The following is a 14032-nucleotide window of genomic DNA, read 5'->3' as shown; positions in this document are numbered from 1 at the left end:
CTGGCCCGCTTTCACCGGGAAAACAATGATGATACTTAACCGCATAAAGCTGGCGGTGGACCGCGCGATCGCCGCATTCTCTGTCGCCGTTATGATTGCGCTGGTGGTCTGCGTCGTCTGGCAGGTGTTCAGCCGCTACGTGCTAAACCAGCCAAGCACCCTGACCGACGAGCTGGCGCGCTTTTTGATGATCTGGGTCGGGCTGCTGGGTGCGGCATATACCGTCGGCGCCCAGCGTCATCTGGCGATCGATTTACTCGCCATGACGCTTCCTCCCCGCAGGCAGGCACTGCTCAGCGTCATTATTAATCTGCTGATCTTTATTTTTGCCGGGTCAGTGATTGTCACCGGCGGCGTGAAGCTGATTGAAAAAACGCTATCGACGTCGCAGGTCTCGGCCGCGATGCAGATCCCCATGGGCTATGTGTATCTGATCCTGCCGCTAACCGGCATCATTATGATGTTTTACACGCTCTGTTTTATCAGCAACGGGCTGAAAAATATGAAGAACGAAGAAGCGGGGGCAAATTGATGGACAGCTATATCGCACTGATGCTATTTGGCTCTTTCTTTATTCTGGTTTTTATTGGCGTCCCCATCTCCTTCTCCATTGGCATCGCCACCGTCGGTTCAATGCTGCTGATGTTCCCGTGGGATATTGCCGTGATTACCGTTTCTCAGCGCCTGGCGAACGGCCTCGACAACTTCGCCCTGCTGGCGATTCCATTCTTTATCTTTGCCGGTACCCTGATGAACAGCGGCGGGATTGCCATCCGCTTAATCAATCTGGCGCAGGTGATGGTCGGACGCGTGCCGGGATCGCTGGGCCACGTTAACGTGCTGGCGAACATGATGTTCGGCTCGATTTCAGGTTCGGCGGTCGCCGCGGCGGCGGCGGTAGGGGGAACGCTTAACCCCATTCAGACACGGAAAGGTTACGATCCGGCTTTCTCCACGGCGGTTAACGTCTCGTCGTGCATCACGGGCCTGCTCATCCCGCCGTCAAACGTCCTGATCGTCTTCTCTCTGACGGCTGGGGGCGTCTCCGTCGCGTCGCTGTTTATGGCCGGTTATCTGCCGGGCATCCTGATGGGCCTGGCCATTATGGTGGTCTGCGCCATCATCGCTAAGCGTCGCGGCTACCCGGTTTCAGAACGTCCCACCTGCGCCCAGGCGGCAAAAGCGTTTTTCGACGCCCTGCCCAGCCTGCTGCTGGTGATCATTGTGATGGGCGGGATCCTCGGCGGCATTTTCACCGCGACCGAAGCATCGGCTATCGCCGTGGTTTACACCTTTATTCTGTCGGTGCTGATTTACCGGGAAGTGAAGTGGCGCGATCTGCCGAAGCTGATCCTTGAGTCGGTGGTGATGACCTCCATCGTGCTACTGCTGATCGGCTTTTCCGTCGGCATGTCGTGGGCGATGACCAATGCCGATATCCCCTACATGATAAGCGATGCGCTAATGGGGATTTCTGAAAACCCGGTGGTGATTCTGCTGCTGATTAATATCGTGCTGTTAATCGTCGGGATCTTTATGGATATGACCCCGGCGGTACTGATTTTCACGCCGATATTCCTGCCCATCGCGCAGGATTTGGGGATGGATCCGGTGCATTTCGGCATCATGATGGTCGCTAACCTGTGCATCGGTCTGCTGACGCCGCCGGTAGGCAGCGCGCTGTTTGTAGGCTGCTCTATTTCCGGCGTTAAAATTCAGCAGCTCATCAAACCGCTGCTGCCGTTCTACGCCGCCCTGCTGATCGCGCTGATGATGATTGTCTATATCCCGCAGATCTCGCTGTTTATTCCGCAGCTGCTGGGGCTGATGTGACCGACTGACCATAATCGCTACCTGCGCCCGCAGGTAGCGAATTAAAACTTACTTTAACGACCCCACCAGCGCTTTGCGGCTCTCCTCAAGGGAGACCACGCGCCCGCAGACGTCCTTACCAAACTGCTGGAAATCAGCCTCCTGGTTTTTCCATTCGTCCTGAATGGCCGTTTGCAGGCCGCCGAGGCTACCGAGGATCCCCTGCAGCGGGTTACCGCCGCCTTTGAGAACCGCCTTCGCGCCCATCTCGTTGATGCTGTCCTGCAGAATACCGCCCATCGCCTGGTTTACCAGCTGCTGGCCGTCGGCGCGCACCTGATCGATGGCTTTATAGTGGAAGGTCAGCCCATCGTTGCGATGTTCAATAATGCGGCCCATTTGCGCTTTCAGCTGCGCATCAAGCTTGGTCAGGCGGCTATGCATGCTGCTGCTGGCCCCCACCTGTTCGGTAATGATTTTATCCAGCGCGGCGCGGCCTTTTTCTACCCGCGTGCGGGCGCCTTCATCAATCCACGGCAGGCTGCTGCGAAGGCCAGCCTGATAGTCCTGCGCCTGCTCGCGCTGAGCGGCGTTCAGCGCATAGGCTTTCCCGTTAAAGGTCAGATTGCCGTCCGGCTTAATCACCAGATCGCCGTTTTCGCCTTTCACCTGCACCTGCTGCGGGCTGAGGATGACATCGTCACGCGGCGTGACGCTACACTGGTAGTCCGCATGCGCGGACAAAGCGGTGACGGAAAGCGCCACTGCCAACAGCGTTTTGCGCATCATTTAACTCCCTTCAGACAAAACGGGCCGGCAGCTGCCGACCCTTGTCAAACTTAGTCCCACCAGATATCAAAAAGTTCGCTGGTGCGCACATCGGCAAGCCCGCGATCTTCCAGCCACTTACGCACGATGGCCTGGTGTTCTTCGGTGCATTTGCCGATTTCCTGCAGGCAGATCAGCCCTTCCCAGGAAAGATAGCCGCTGCCGTCAAAGGCCAGCTTATTAGGCTCAATCACTTCCTCAATCAGATCGTTAACGGTCTGGTCGATCTGCTCTTCGCTGGTTCCTTCCGCGAAGCGCCACGCGACGGAGAAACCTACTTCCTGAAACTCGTCGATATGCATTTTTTTACGCAGACGACGGCTACGATTCGTTGCCATTATTTCACCCTCTCGAACATTAAGTCCCATACGCCGTGGCCAAGACGATGACCACGCTGTTCAAATTTGGTTACCGGGCGCGATTCCGGGCGCGGCACATAGTCGTTGCTTTCTGACCGGTTACGATACCCTTCAAGCGAGGACATCACTTCCAGCATATGCTCGGCATATTGCTCCCAGTCGGTCGCCATATGGAAGACGCCGCCCAGCTTCAGTTTACTTTTCACCAGTTCGGCAAAAGGCGGCTGTACGATACGGCGCTTATTATGACGCGCTTTGTGCCACGGGTCAGGGAAAAACAGCTGCACCATGCTCAGGGAGTTATCCGGAATCATGGTATGCAGCACTTCCACCGCATCGTGGCACATGACGCGCAGGTTTTGCACGCCCTCTTCTTCGGCGGACGCCAGACAGGCGCCGACGCCCGGCGAATGCACTTCAATGCCGAGGAAATTCTGCTGCGGCTTCTCTTTCGCCATCGCCACCAGCGACGCCCCCATACCAAAACCAATCTCCAGCGTGACCGGCGCTTCACGGCCAAACAGGGCGGCGAAATCGAGCGGCGCTTCGTTGAATTCAACGCCCATCACCGGCCAAATAGTGTCCAGCGCGTGCTGCTGACCTTTGGTCAGGCGGCCCTGACGACGGACGAAGCTGCGAATACGGCGCAGCGGGCGGCCGTTTTCATCGAATTCCGGAGATATGACGTCGTTTTTCATAAAAGTTAAGTCTGCTTGTGAGATGTGTTCGGAAAACGGGCATTATCCAAAGTTACCCGGCGGATGCAAGGGTTTACAGCCCCTCGCCCTTGTGCTGCAATCTGCCACCTTATAATCGCTTTCCCGGAGCCGTAGCTTTGACTTTTCTCGCCGCGCAATTTTCAGCCCAGGTACTGGACTGGTACGACAAATACGGGCGTAAAACCCTGCCCTGGCAAATCGGCAAGACGCCTTACAAAGTATGGCTCTCCGAGGTGATGTTGCAACAAACGCAAGTGGCGACGGTTATCCCCTATTTTGAACGCTTTATGGCGCGTTTCCCAACAATTACCGATCTGGCGAACGCGCCCCTCGATGAAGTCCTGCATCTGTGGACCGGACTCGGCTATTACGCCCGCGCGCGCAATCTGCATAAAGCGGCGCAGCAGGTGGCCACCCTGCACGACGGAAAATTCCCGCAGACCTTCGATGAAGTCGCCGCGCTGCCGGGCGTAGGCCGCTCCACCGCCGGCGCGATTTTGTCCCTTTCTCTCGGTCAGCATTATCCGATTCTCGACGGCAACGTGAAGCGCGTGCTCGCGCGCTGCTATGCTGTCAGCGGTTGGCCGGGGAAAAAAGAGGTTGAGAAACGCCTGTGGGATATCAGCGAAGACGTCACGCCAGCCAATGGGGTCGAACGTTTTAACCAGGCCATGATGGACCTTGGAGCGATGGTATGTACCCGCTCAAAGCCGAAATGCGAGCTTTGTCCGCTGAATAACGGCTGCGTGGCCTACGCAAATCATTCATGGGCTCAATATCCAGGCAAAAAACCGAAACAGACGATCCCCGAGCGTACCGGCTATTTCCTGCTGATGCAGCACGGCGACAAGGTATTTCTCTCCCAGCGCCCGCCGGTGGGATTATGGGGGGGATTGTTCTGCTTCCCGCAGTTTGAAGATGAAGATGCGCTGCGGGAGTGGTTGGCCCAGCGGCAGATCGGGGCCGAGAATCTGACGCAATTAACCGCGTTCCGCCACACTTTCAGCCATTTCCATCTGGATATTGTGCCGATGTGGCTTACAGTGCACTCATCCGGCGCATGCATGGATGAAGGGGGCGCACTCTGGTATAACTTAGCGCAGCCGCCGTCCGTCGGTCTGGCGGCCCCCGTGGAGCGCTTGTTGCAACAGTTAAAAGCCGGAGCACCGGTTTAGCTTTCTGGCGATTAAAGAGGATTAAGAATGAGCAGAACGATTTTTTGTACTTTCCTGCAGCGTGAAGCCGATGGCCAGGATTTTCAGCTATATCCGGGCGAGCTGGGCAAACGCATCTATAACGAAATCTCCAAAGAAGCCTGGGCCCAGTGGCAGCATAAGCAGACGATGCTGATCAACGAGAAAAAACTCAGCATGATGAACCCTGAGCATCGCAAACTGCTGGAGCAGGAGATGGTTCAGTTCCTGTTTGAAGGCAAAGACGTGCACATCGAAGGCTATACGCCGCCAGAAAAACAGTAAGGGCCTGACGGCCCTTTACAACAATAAACACAACACGCACTCCCGGAATGATGAAAAAATACTTAGCGCTAGCGCTGATTGCGCCTTTGCTCGTTTCGTGTTCCAGCTCAACCAAAAAAGGCGCCGAGTATAACGAGGCGTGGGTGAAGGACACCAACGGCTTTGATATCCTGATGGGCCAGTTCGCCCATAACATCGAGAATATTTGGGGTTATAACGAAGTTCTGCTCGCCGGGCCGAAGGACTACGTCAAATACACCGACCAGTATCAAACCCGCAGCCACATCAACTTTGATGCGGGGACGATTACCGTTGAAACCATCGCCGGCACCGACCCGGCCGGGCGCCTGCGCCAGGCGATTATAAAAACCCTGCTAATGGGCGACGACCCTAACTCCATCGACCTCTATTCCGACGTCGATGATATTCAGATTTCAAAAGAGCCGTTCCTGTATGGCCAGGTGGTGGATAACACCGGCGAGGCGATTCGCTGGGAGTGGCGCGCCTCGCGCTTCGCCGACTATCTGCTGCAAACCCGCCTGAAAAGCCGCAGCAACGGCCCGCGCATGATCTACAGCATCACCATTAACCTGGTGCCGAACCACCTCGACAAACGCGCGCATAAGTATATTGGCATGGTCCGTCAGGCGTCGCGCAAATACGGCGTTGATGAATCGCTGATCCTGGCGATTATGCAAACCGAATCCTCCTTTAACCCCTATGCGGTCAGCCACGCCGACGCCCTCGGGCTGATGCAGGTGGTGCAGCACAGCGCCGGGAAGGACGTGTTCCGTTCACAGGGGAAATCAGGCCTGCCGAGCCGCAGCTACCTGTTCGACCCGGTCAATAACATCGACACCGGTACCGCCTATCTGGCGATGCTGAATAACGTCTATCTGTCCGGTATCACCAACCCTACCTCGCGTCGCTATGCGGTTATCACCGCCTATAACGGCGGCGCGGGCAGCGTACTGCGGGTCTTCTCCAGCGATAAGGTCCAGGCGGCGAATATCATCAACAACATGACGCCGGGCGATGTTTATCAAACCATCACCAGCCGTCACCCCTCCGCCGAGTCGCGTCGTTATCTGTACAAGGTTAACTCTGCGCAGAAAGGCTACCGCCGCAGGTAATCTCCCTCCAGCGCCCTTGTTTCCTCAAGGGCGCATTCCTTCTGCTATACCCAATAGAGTTGCGCAACTCTTTTACGATTTTCTGCGGCAGTTAACAAAAGCATCCACCGCATAAATGATAGAATCCAACCAAAATAACGCTATAAATGTTATTTAAAACACAAAACAATTCTATATCCGTGAGGATCAAAACATGAATCTTAAGCTGCAGCTCAAAGTACTGTCGTTCCTGCAGTTCTGCCTCTGGGGAAGCTGGCTCACCACGCTCGGCTCGTATATGTTCGTCACCCTCAAGTTCGACGGCGCGGCCATCGGGGCGGTGTATAGCTCGCTCGGTATCGCCGCGGTGTTTATGCCGACGCTGCTCGGTATCGTTGCCGATAAATGGATCAGCGCCAAGTGGGTTTATGCCATTTGCCATCTGGTCGGCGCGCTGACGCTGTGGCTCGCCGCCCAGGTCACCACGCCGGGCGAGATGTTCCTCGTCATCCTGCTCAACTCGCTGGCCTATATGCCAACGCTGGGGCTGATTAACACCATTTCGTACTACCGCCTGCAGTCTGCGGATATGGATATCGTGACCGATTTCCCGCCGATTCGTATCTGGGGCACCATCGGCTTTATCCTCGCCATGTGGGCCGTCAGCTTCTCCGGCTTTGAGCTGAGCCATATGCAGCTTTATATCGGCGCGGCGCTCTCCTTACTGCTGGTGCTCTTCACCCTGACGCTGCCGCATATTCCGGTGGCTAATCAGCAGAAAAACCAGAGCTGGACCGCCATGCTGGGCCTCGATGCCTTCGCGCTGTTTAAAAACAAACGCATGGCGATCTTCTTTATTTTCTCGATGATGCTGGGCGCCGAGCTGCAGATCACCAATATGTTCGGCAACACCTTCCTGCACAGCTTTGATAAAGATCCGCTGTTCGCCAGCAGCTTTATCGTGCAGCACGCCTCGGTGATGATGTCGATTTCGCAGATCTCGGAAACCCTGTTCATCCTGACCATTCCGTTCTTCCTCAGCCGCTACGGCATCAAGAACGTGATGCTGATCAGTATCGTGGCGTGGATGCTGCGCTTCGGCCTGTTCGCTTACGGCGATCCAACCCCGTTCGGCACCGTGTTGCTTGTGCTGTCGATGATCGTGTATGGCTGCGCCTTCGACTTCTTCAACATCTCGGGGTCGGTGTTTGTGGAACAAGAGGTTCGCCCGGAAATCCGCGCCAGCGCCCAGGGGATGTTCCTGATGATGACCAACGGTTTTGGCTGCATTCTTGGCGGGATGGTGAGCGGCAAAGTCGTAGAGCACTTTACCGTCGAAGGGATCACCGACTGGCAAACCGTGTGGCTGATTTTCGCCGGCTATTCGCTGGTGCTGGCGTTTGCCTTTGTGGCGCTGTTTAAGTACAAGCACGTCCGCGTACCAACCGGGGCGCAGACCGTCGCACATTAAATAAACGGCTTACCCCAGATTTACGAATAAAAAAACGCGCCCCGGTGTTATCAACGGGGCGCGTTTTTTATGCTTTCAGCACATAGCCATATAGCCGCTTAATGCCGTCAGGGTCCGTTTCGCTGTAAACCCCCTGGAGCTCCGGCGAGAAGCCCGGCAGCATATTGACGCCTTCCTCCAGCGCCAGGAAATAGCGCAGCACCGCCCCGCCCCAGATCTCTCCGGGCACGACGCACAGCACGCCCGGTGGATACGGCAGCGCGCCTTCCGCCGCAATCCGCCCTTCGGCTGCGCTTAAGCGCACCAGCTCAACGTTACCGCGAATAAACTCGCGGTTGGCGTCCTGCGGGTTCATCACCGCGCGCGGGAAGCTCTTCTTGCGGAACATCTCTTTTTGCAAATCCTTCACGTCAAAGCTGACGTACAGGTTATGCATCTCCTGGCACAGCTCGCGGATAGTGTAATCCCGATAGCGCACCGGATATTTGTTAAAGATGGTCGGCAGAACGTCGGCCAGCGGGGTATCGGATTCAATATGCTGCTCAAACCGGGCGAGCATCGCCACCAGCTGCGCCAGCTTCTCCGCGCTCTCTGCGGGCGTCAGCAGGAACAGAATGGAGTTCAGATCGCACTTCTCCGGCACGATGCCGTTTTCGCGCAGATAGTGCGCGAGGATGGTCGCCGGAATGCCAAAATCGGTATATTTCCCGCTCTCGGCGTCGATCCCCGGCGTCGTCAGCAGCAGTTTGCAGGGGTCAACGAAGTACTGATCGCTGGCATAGCCTTCAAAGCCGTGCCAGCGCGCGCCCGGCTCAAAGCTAAAGAAACGCCGTTCGCGGGCGATGGCTTCGGTAGGATGATCCTGCCACGGACGCCCCGCCACGACCGGCGGAATAAACGGCTGGATCATTTTGCAGTTGGCGATAATCGCCTTGCGCGCTTCGATACCCAGCGCCACGCATTCCGCCCACAGGCGGCGCCCGCTCTCGCCTTCGTGAATTTTGGCATTCACGTCCAGGGCGGCGAACAGCGGATAAAACGGGCTGGTCGAGGCGTGCAACATAAAGGCGTTGTTCAGCCGCTTATGCGGGCAAAAACGTTCCTGTCCACGAAGATGATTGTCTTTTTTGTGGATCTGCGACGTTTGCGAAAAACCGGCCTGCTGTTTATGCACCGACTGCGTGACAAAAATGCCCGGATCGTCCGGCGTCAGCTCCAGCAGCAGCGGTGAACAATCGGCCATCATCGGGATAAACTGCTCGTAGCCGACCCAGGCCGAGTCAAACAGGATGTAGTCGCACAGGCTGCCGATTTTATCGACCACCTGGCGGGCGTTGTATACCGTCCCGTCATAGGTTCCGAGCTGGATCACCGCAAGGCGGAACGGGCGCGGCATATCAGCTTTTTCCGGCGCCGTCTCGCGAATCAGATCACGCAGATATTTTTCATCGAAGCAGCGATCGTCAATCCCGCCGATAAAACCGAACGGGTTACGCGATGCTTCGAGATAGACCGGCGTCGCGCCTGCCTGAATCAGCGCCCCATGATGATTGGATTTATGGTTATTGCGATCAAACAGCACCAGATCGCCGCGCGTCAGCAGCGCGTTGGTGACGACTTTGTTCGCCGCCGAGGTGCCGTTAAGGACAAAATAGGTTTTATCGGCGTTGAACACTTTCGCCGCGAACTTTTGCGCGTGTTTGGCAGACCCTTCATGAATCAGCAGATCGCCAAGCTTAACGTCGGCGTTGCACATATCGGCGCGAAAGACGTTTTCGCCAAAGAAGTCAAAGAACTGCCGTCCCGCCGGGTGCTTCTTAAAGAAGGCGCCGTGCTGATGGCCCGGACACGCGAAGGTGCTGTTATCCATCTCAACGTATTGGGTCAGCGTATCGAAGAACGGCGGCAGCAGATTCTCTTCGTAGCCGCAGGCGGCGGCTTCCAGTTCGAGCCACTCCTGCTCTTTGCCGCTAACGATCGCCGTGACGCCCTGCGGTTTTTCGTGGTCAGCTTCACTGAACAGATAAACCGGCAGATTGAACCCGGTGCGTTTCAGCAACGCAAGGATGCCGCTGCGGCTGTCCGCTACGGTAATGACGACTGCCGCCACATCGGTAAAATCGGTACTGTCCAGGGCCACCACGCGACGATGGGTGGACAGGCGGGATACCAGCTCGCGGCTGGCGGCAATGTGCATTGATTTCATGAGCGCGAATACCCGTTTCCGGAGAGTAAAAGGCTTAGGCCAGGGCATCTGTGCTCTGGCCAACGAACTGTCAGGGTCTGGCTGGATCCCAGCTCCGACCGCCAGACATCAGTAAAAACAGACCGCGTCCGATCTTACTGTTGTCCTGCAGTGAGCCTGCGTTACGCTCACCGCATGGCGGGCAGAAGTTGCAGAGTAAGGGTAGCAAGACGAGGCTGCCTGCGCATCTGTACGCAGCGGCAACGGCGATATAGCGGCGATGTCGTCATCACGGCGGCCTCATTCAGGAGAGGAGAAAATTCGCGCAATCATGTCATCTTTAAATCTACCGCGCAAGATGAATTACCTATGCAGCCACACCACGGATGCGCAAGCCTTTTTGCCCGTTTGGCGTCATAATAATGCAGTCATTAGGGATAATTAACAGGAGTCATGCTGTGGTTACTGGGCCATTTATTAACGCCGGCGCGGTCCTTTTGGGCGGCGTGCTCGGCGCGCTTTTAAGTCAAAGATTGCCGGAACGGATTCGGACATCAATGACCTCTATTTTTGGCCTGGCGTCGTTAGGCATCGGCATTCTGCTGGTGATCAAATGCGCCAACCTGCCGGTGATGGTGCTTTCAACGCTGGTGGGCGCGCTGCTCGGCGAAGTGTGCAACATGGAGAAAGGCATTAATACGCTGGTCAGTAAGCTCCAGCAGCTGCTTTCGCCCAAAAAGGGGCAGAAAAAGGTCTCAGCGCATGAGTCCTATATTCAAAGCTACGTCGCGATTATCGTGCTGTTCTGCGCCAGCGGAACCGGGATTTTCGGCGCGATGCGCGAAGGGATGACCGGCGACGCCAGCATTCTTATCGCCAAAGCGTTTCTCGACTTCTTTACCGCCACCATCTTCGCCTGCACCCTGGGGCTGGCGGTCTCGGCCATTTGCGTACCGATGCTGGCCATCCAGCTGGCGCTGGCGGCCTGCGCGTCGCTGATTATGCCGTTAACCACGCCGATGATGATGGCGGATTTCACCGCCGTCGGCGGCATGTTGCTGGTCGCAACTGGTCTGCGCATTTGCGGAATTAAAATGTTCGCAGTAGTGAATATGCTGCCGGCCCTGGTGCTGGCGATGCCGATTTCAGTGGCCTGGACGGCGTTTTTCGCCTGAAGATGCGTGCTTTTGACGCAATCTGGTGATAGATTGTTCAGTCTGCTGCGAAACAGATAAATTTCGTTGACGAGGTGCGGTGAATCAGGTTTAATGCGCCCCGTTGCCCGGATAGCTCAGTCGGTAGAGCAGGGGATTGAAAATCCCCGTGTCCTTGGTTCGATTCCGAGTCCGGGCACCACTATTTAAAGAACCCAGCCTATGGCTGGGTTTTTGCTTTTCTGCAAGCGGACTCTCCATCGAACTTCGTTCGATTATTCGCCGCACGGCGGCTCACCCCTCCGGGGCCAGCGCGACAAGCGCGCTGTTCAACGCCTGCGGCGTTAGTCCGAGTCCGGGCACCACTATTCAGAGAACCCAGCCTATGGCTGGGTTTTTGCTTTTCTGCGAGCGGACTCTCCATCGAACTTCGTTCGATTATTCGCCGCTCCGCGGCTCACCCCTCCGGGGCCAGCGCGGCAAGCGCGCTGTTCAACGCCTGCGGCGTTAGTCCGAGTCCGGGCACCACTATTTAAAGAACCTGCCCACAAGGCGGTTTTTTGCTTTTGGGGAGCCAGCACTAGCTTCCCGTCAAAGTCCCCTCCCCCTCTCTGCCAGAAAAAATTCATTGCCAGGGATTTTGTCTGCCCCACGCTCTCTCGCATCAATTGCCTGAGCGTAGGTCCGCTTGTTTTGCGGGAAAACCCTTATCACCAGCGTCGTTGAAAAAGTAAGCTATTTATCGGTTAGTAGGAAAAGATAAAAAAAAGCCGAAGAATTTTAATAAACTTATAATGTGGCGTATTTCTCAGATTGTTTATGAATGAGTAAATAAATTAATGCCTATTAAAATGCAAAAAAAGCACTTCCGACAATTATTATTTCTGGCGTAAGCAGCAAAAGGAATGAAGATGCTGAGTAACGGAGCAAAAGATTATAAAGCTAAGCTATTTGAAAATCATGATGAGAATATTCATTTTCTTTTGAATACCCCACTCTCCCTTCAGCGCCAGGTCTGGGAGTCTGCAGCCATAAAGGCAACACTACCTGCGGGTGTATGCATCGAAACGGTTAACGATACAGAGATAACCGCGGAATGGATTTCATATCCCGATTCGATAAATACCAGGATTATTCTCTATTTCCACGGCGGTGGAAATTCTCAGGGATCGTGTCTGACTCACAGAAAACTCGCTGCCTGTCTCGCACAATATTCTGGTTGCCGAACTCTGGTACTGGAATATCCTCTGGCGCCAGAAAATCGATTTCCTGCGGCCTTATTAAATTGTCATCAGGCCTATTTATGGCTGCTTGCTAATGGTTATTCAGCAGAGGACATTATCCTCGCGGGAGACTCTAGCGGTGGTGGACTGGTCATGTCGCTTTTACTCCTGTTAAAACAGCATCAAGATCCTTTGCCGGACTCGTCTGTTCTGCTGTCTCCCCTGTTTGGTGATTTGTCTGGACTTCCTCCCGTATTTATTCAGGTGGGAAGCGAGGAGTTATTGCGCGATGATGCATTACGCCTCTCCCAATATGCTAAAAAGGCTGGGATGCAAGTTGAGCTTGAGATATGGGACGGGCTCTGGCATGTATTTCAGTCATCGGTGGGAAAGGTACCTGAAGCGGATGAGGCGTTACAAGCCGTAGCTAAATTTATCCGAAGGAGAGAGTCATTGGCGTGAAACGTGGCTCTCAACAAAACTATGCGCCCCCATAAAATATACGCGATTTTGTGACTCTCTATTTAGAGGCATAACGAAAGTGGTCCATCTCTTTCTCTGACTGACAGCAGATACCTCTTCCTGTGCCTCTTTTCCTGCCCGATAATACCTATACACAAAATCTTTTGTCCTTGTTATTTAATAACTCGCCCACAGCCGGTAGGTTTCAGGCGTCAATAAAGATCAACCTGCTCGAGGATTTCCAGGGTTTTCGATAGCGCGTCACGCCATGGTCTACAGTCGCCAGGCTTAATGTTGGGTTTGTTTTTACCATGAAAGTCACTGCCGCAGGTCGCCAGCAGCGATTTATCCAGCGTGTAGTGATAAAGTTCGCGACATAGCTCCTCATCATGATAGCTGGAGAACACTTCCACGCCGCGTACGCCAAGTGGCAACATCTTTTCAATCACCGCCAACGGCTTTTCCTTCACGTTAGCGCCGATATGCGCAATGACCGGAATGCCGCCGTTGTCGATTATCAGCGCCGCCATCTCCGCCATCGGCGGCAATTCCACCGTCACCTGGCAGGGTTTGCCTCGGCCAAAAAAGTCCCAAAAAAAGTTAATTAACGGCATATCGCTGCGCGCATTCCCCGCGCGGTAAGGCAGCAGCAGATCATGATTCAGGTTGCGCGCATCCTCTAAAATAAGTTCTGCCATCTCCTCTTCCTGCGGGACCCGATCGCCGGCCATGGCATACAGGCGATCTTCATCAAGCTGGAACCCCAGCGCCCGCAGTTTCTCCAGCTTTAGCGGCGTCGCGGCAGTTTCCAGACGATGGAAGTTGTGTTCGACGGCGTCAAAATCCCGGCTGTCTCGACGAAAACCGTAGCCCAGCAGATGATAATTGTTGCCCGCAAACGCGCAGTCGATTTCAATCCCGGTCATCACGCTTACGCTATTTGCTCTGCCATAGCGAATAGACTCCTCAACGGATCGCGCCGAGTTGTGATCGGTTATCGCCAGGGCCGCAAGATTCGCCGCTTTAGCCATGGTAAGCAGATCGCTGACCGGGAAATCGGCATCGTTGCTATATGCCGAATGCATGTGCAAGTCGATTAATTTCATGACTTCTCCTTTAAAAGTTTTAACATTACGCCGCTGATCGCCTGCTTTGCCCTGTTGAATCGCCGATGGTTAACGGATAGCTTTGCTTTTCAGGAAGCTAAAGTCCGTTAACGGCCCTGAAAC

13 protein-coding genes and 1 tRNA gene are annotated in these 14032 nt (G+C 55.0%); 9 read left to right on the top strand and 5 right to left on the bottom strand.

The window, feature by feature from the left end; all coding sequences use genetic code 11:
* The first annotated feature begins 28 nt into the window (after positions 1-28).
* Positions 29-532: a TRAP transporter small permease gene (locus tag ACE3MN_RS03775; RefSeq protein WP_004135834.1), complete on the top strand. Its 504-nt coding sequence runs from the start codon at positions 29-31 to the stop codon at positions 530-532.
* Positions 532-1833, top strand: a complete 1302-nt coding sequence (locus tag ACE3MN_RS03770; RefSeq protein ID WP_004135833.1) for a TRAP transporter large permease — start codon at positions 532-534, stop codon at positions 1831-1833. The genes ACE3MN_RS03775 and ACE3MN_RS03770 overlap by 1 nt, the downstream gene beginning before the upstream one ends.
* A 48-nt stretch (positions 1834-1881) precedes the next feature.
* On the opposite strand, the gene ACE3MN_RS03765 is transcribed toward ACE3MN_RS03770, so the two are convergent.
* Genes ACE3MN_RS03765 through trmB form a run of 3 tightly spaced genes read right to left on the bottom strand, consistent with a single transcriptional unit; the run spans position 1882 to position 3697 of the window.
* Complete coding sequence (locus ACE3MN_RS03765; RefSeq protein ID WP_024358653.1) at positions 1882-2601, bottom strand: DUF2884 domain-containing protein; 720 nt, start codon at positions 2599-2601, stop codon at positions 1882-1884.
* A gap of 50 nt (positions 2602-2651) precedes the next feature.
* Positions 2652-2978 (bottom strand): YggL family protein, encoded by a 327-nt coding sequence (locus ACE3MN_RS03760; protein WP_024358654.1) that lies wholly within the window; start codon positions 2976-2978, stop codon positions 2652-2654.
* Positions 2978-3697 (bottom strand): tRNA (guanosine(46)-N7)-methyltransferase TrmB, encoded by a 720-nt coding sequence (gene trmB / locus ACE3MN_RS03755; protein WP_004125186.1) that lies wholly within the window; start codon positions 3695-3697, stop codon positions 2978-2980. The genes ACE3MN_RS03760 and trmB overlap by 1 nt, the downstream gene beginning before the upstream one ends.
* A gap of 137 nt (positions 3698-3834) precedes the next feature.
* On the opposite strand from trmB, the gene mutY reads away from it, so the two are divergent.
* From mutY to ACE3MN_RS03735, 4 genes are all read left to right on the top strand, one after another.
* Positions 3835-4893 carry an A/G-specific adenine glycosylase gene (mutY, locus tag ACE3MN_RS03750; protein ID WP_024358655.1) on the top strand — a complete coding sequence of 353 codons (1059 nt, stop codon included), beginning with the start codon at positions 3835-3837 and terminating at the stop codon, positions 4891-4893.
* 27 nt (positions 4894-4920) lie between these two features.
* The gene (locus ACE3MN_RS03745) at positions 4921-5196 is read left to right on the top strand and encodes an oxidative damage protection protein (protein WP_004105744.1); all 276 of its coding nucleotides are present in this window, start codon (positions 4921-4923) and stop codon (positions 5194-5196) included.
* 50 nt (positions 5197-5246) lie between these two features.
* On the top strand, positions 5247-6329 hold the full coding sequence (gene mltC / locus ACE3MN_RS03740) for a membrane-bound lytic murein transglycosylase MltC (protein WP_004135825.1): 1083 nt from the start codon (positions 5247-5249) through the stop codon (positions 6327-6329).
* Positions 6330-6522: 193 nt separating this feature from the next.
* Positions 6523-7779: a nucleoside permease gene (locus ACE3MN_RS03735; protein WP_102650106.1), complete on the top strand. Its 1257-nt coding sequence runs from the start codon at positions 6523-6525 to the stop codon at positions 7777-7779.
* Positions 7780-7846: 67 nt separating this feature from the next.
* Here the strand turns inward: ACE3MN_RS03735 and ACE3MN_RS03730 are convergent, their stop codons facing one another.
* Positions 7847-9985 (bottom strand): ornithine decarboxylase, encoded by a 2139-nt coding sequence (locus ACE3MN_RS03730; RefSeq protein ID WP_102650105.1) that lies wholly within the window; start codon positions 9983-9985, stop codon positions 7847-7849.
* Between the two features lie 437 nt (positions 9986-10422).
* Here ACE3MN_RS03730 and ACE3MN_RS03725 point away from each other — a divergent pair, with 437 nt between their 5' ends.
* The 3 genes from ACE3MN_RS03725 to ACE3MN_RS03715 all read left to right on the top strand — a co-directional run bounded on the left by ACE3MN_RS03725 (position 10423) and on the right by ACE3MN_RS03715 (position 12803).
* Positions 10423-11139 carry a DUF554 domain-containing protein gene (locus ACE3MN_RS03725; protein WP_004135818.1) on the top strand — a complete coding sequence of 239 codons (717 nt, stop codon included), beginning with the start codon at positions 10423-10425 and terminating at the stop codon, positions 11137-11139.
* Between the two features lie 105 nt (positions 11140-11244).
* Positions 11245-11320, top strand: a tRNA-Phe gene (locus tag ACE3MN_RS03720).
* Between the two features lie 709 nt (positions 11321-12029).
* A complete protein-coding gene (locus ACE3MN_RS03715; RefSeq protein ID WP_102650102.1) occupies positions 12030-12803 on the top strand; it encodes an alpha/beta hydrolase in 774 nt (257 codons plus the stop codon).
* A gap of 212 nt (positions 12804-13015) precedes the next feature.
* On the opposite strand, the gene ACE3MN_RS03710 is transcribed toward ACE3MN_RS03715, so the two are convergent.
* Complete coding sequence (locus tag ACE3MN_RS03710; protein ID WP_102650101.1) at positions 13016-13909, bottom strand: PHP domain-containing protein; 894 nt, start codon at positions 13907-13909, stop codon at positions 13016-13018.
* Between the last annotated feature and the right edge of the window lie 123 nt (positions 13910-14032).

It is taken from the genome of Klebsiella grimontii, assembly GCF_042137965.1.
In the GTDB taxonomy this organism is placed as follows: domain Bacteria; phylum Pseudomonadota; class Gammaproteobacteria; order Enterobacterales; family Enterobacteriaceae; genus Klebsiella; species Klebsiella grimontii.
This window is presented reverse-complemented; position numbering and strand designations above follow the sequence as displayed.

What these genes read in the sequence shown, in the direction of transcription:
- ACE3MN_RS03775 (WP_004135834.1), top strand. Translation starts at nt 29, where the DNA reads ATGATACTTAACCGCATAAAGCTGGCGGTGGACCGCGCGATCGCCGCA.
- ACE3MN_RS03760 (WP_024358654.1), bottom strand. Translation starts at nt 2,978, where the DNA reads ATGGCAACGAATCGTAGCCGTCGTCTGCGTAAAAAAATGCATATCGAC.
- ACE3MN_RS03730 (WP_102650105.1), bottom strand. Translation starts at nt 9,985, where the DNA reads ATGAAATCAATGCACATTGCCGCCAGCCGCGAGCTGGTATCCCGCCTG.
- ACE3MN_RS03745 (WP_004105744.1), top strand. Translation starts at nt 4,921, where the DNA reads ATGAGCAGAACGATTTTTTGTACTTTCCTGCAGCGTGAAGCCGATGGC.
- ACE3MN_RS03770 (WP_004135833.1), top strand. Translation starts at nt 532, where the DNA reads ATGGACAGCTATATCGCACTGATGCTATTTGGCTCTTTCTTTATTCTG.
- ACE3MN_RS03765 (WP_024358653.1), bottom strand. Translation starts at nt 2,601, where the DNA reads ATGATGCGCAAAACGCTGTTGGCAGTGGCGCTTTCCGTCACCGCTTTG.
- mltC (WP_004135825.1), top strand. Translation starts at nt 5,247, where the DNA reads ATGAAAAAATACTTAGCGCTAGCGCTGATTGCGCCTTTGCTCGTTTCG.
- ACE3MN_RS03715 (WP_102650102.1), top strand. Translation starts at nt 12,030, where the DNA reads ATGCTGAGTAACGGAGCAAAAGATTATAAAGCTAAGCTATTTGAAAAT.
- trmB (WP_004125186.1), bottom strand. Translation starts at nt 3,697, where the DNA reads ATGAAAAACGACGTCATATCTCCGGAATTCGATGAAAACGGCCGCCCG.
- ACE3MN_RS03710 (WP_102650101.1), bottom strand. Translation starts at nt 13,909, where the DNA reads ATGAAATTAATCGACTTGCACATGCATTCGGCATATAGCAACGATGCC.
- ACE3MN_RS03735 (WP_102650106.1), top strand. Translation starts at nt 6,523, where the DNA reads ATGAATCTTAAGCTGCAGCTCAAAGTACTGTCGTTCCTGCAGTTCTGC.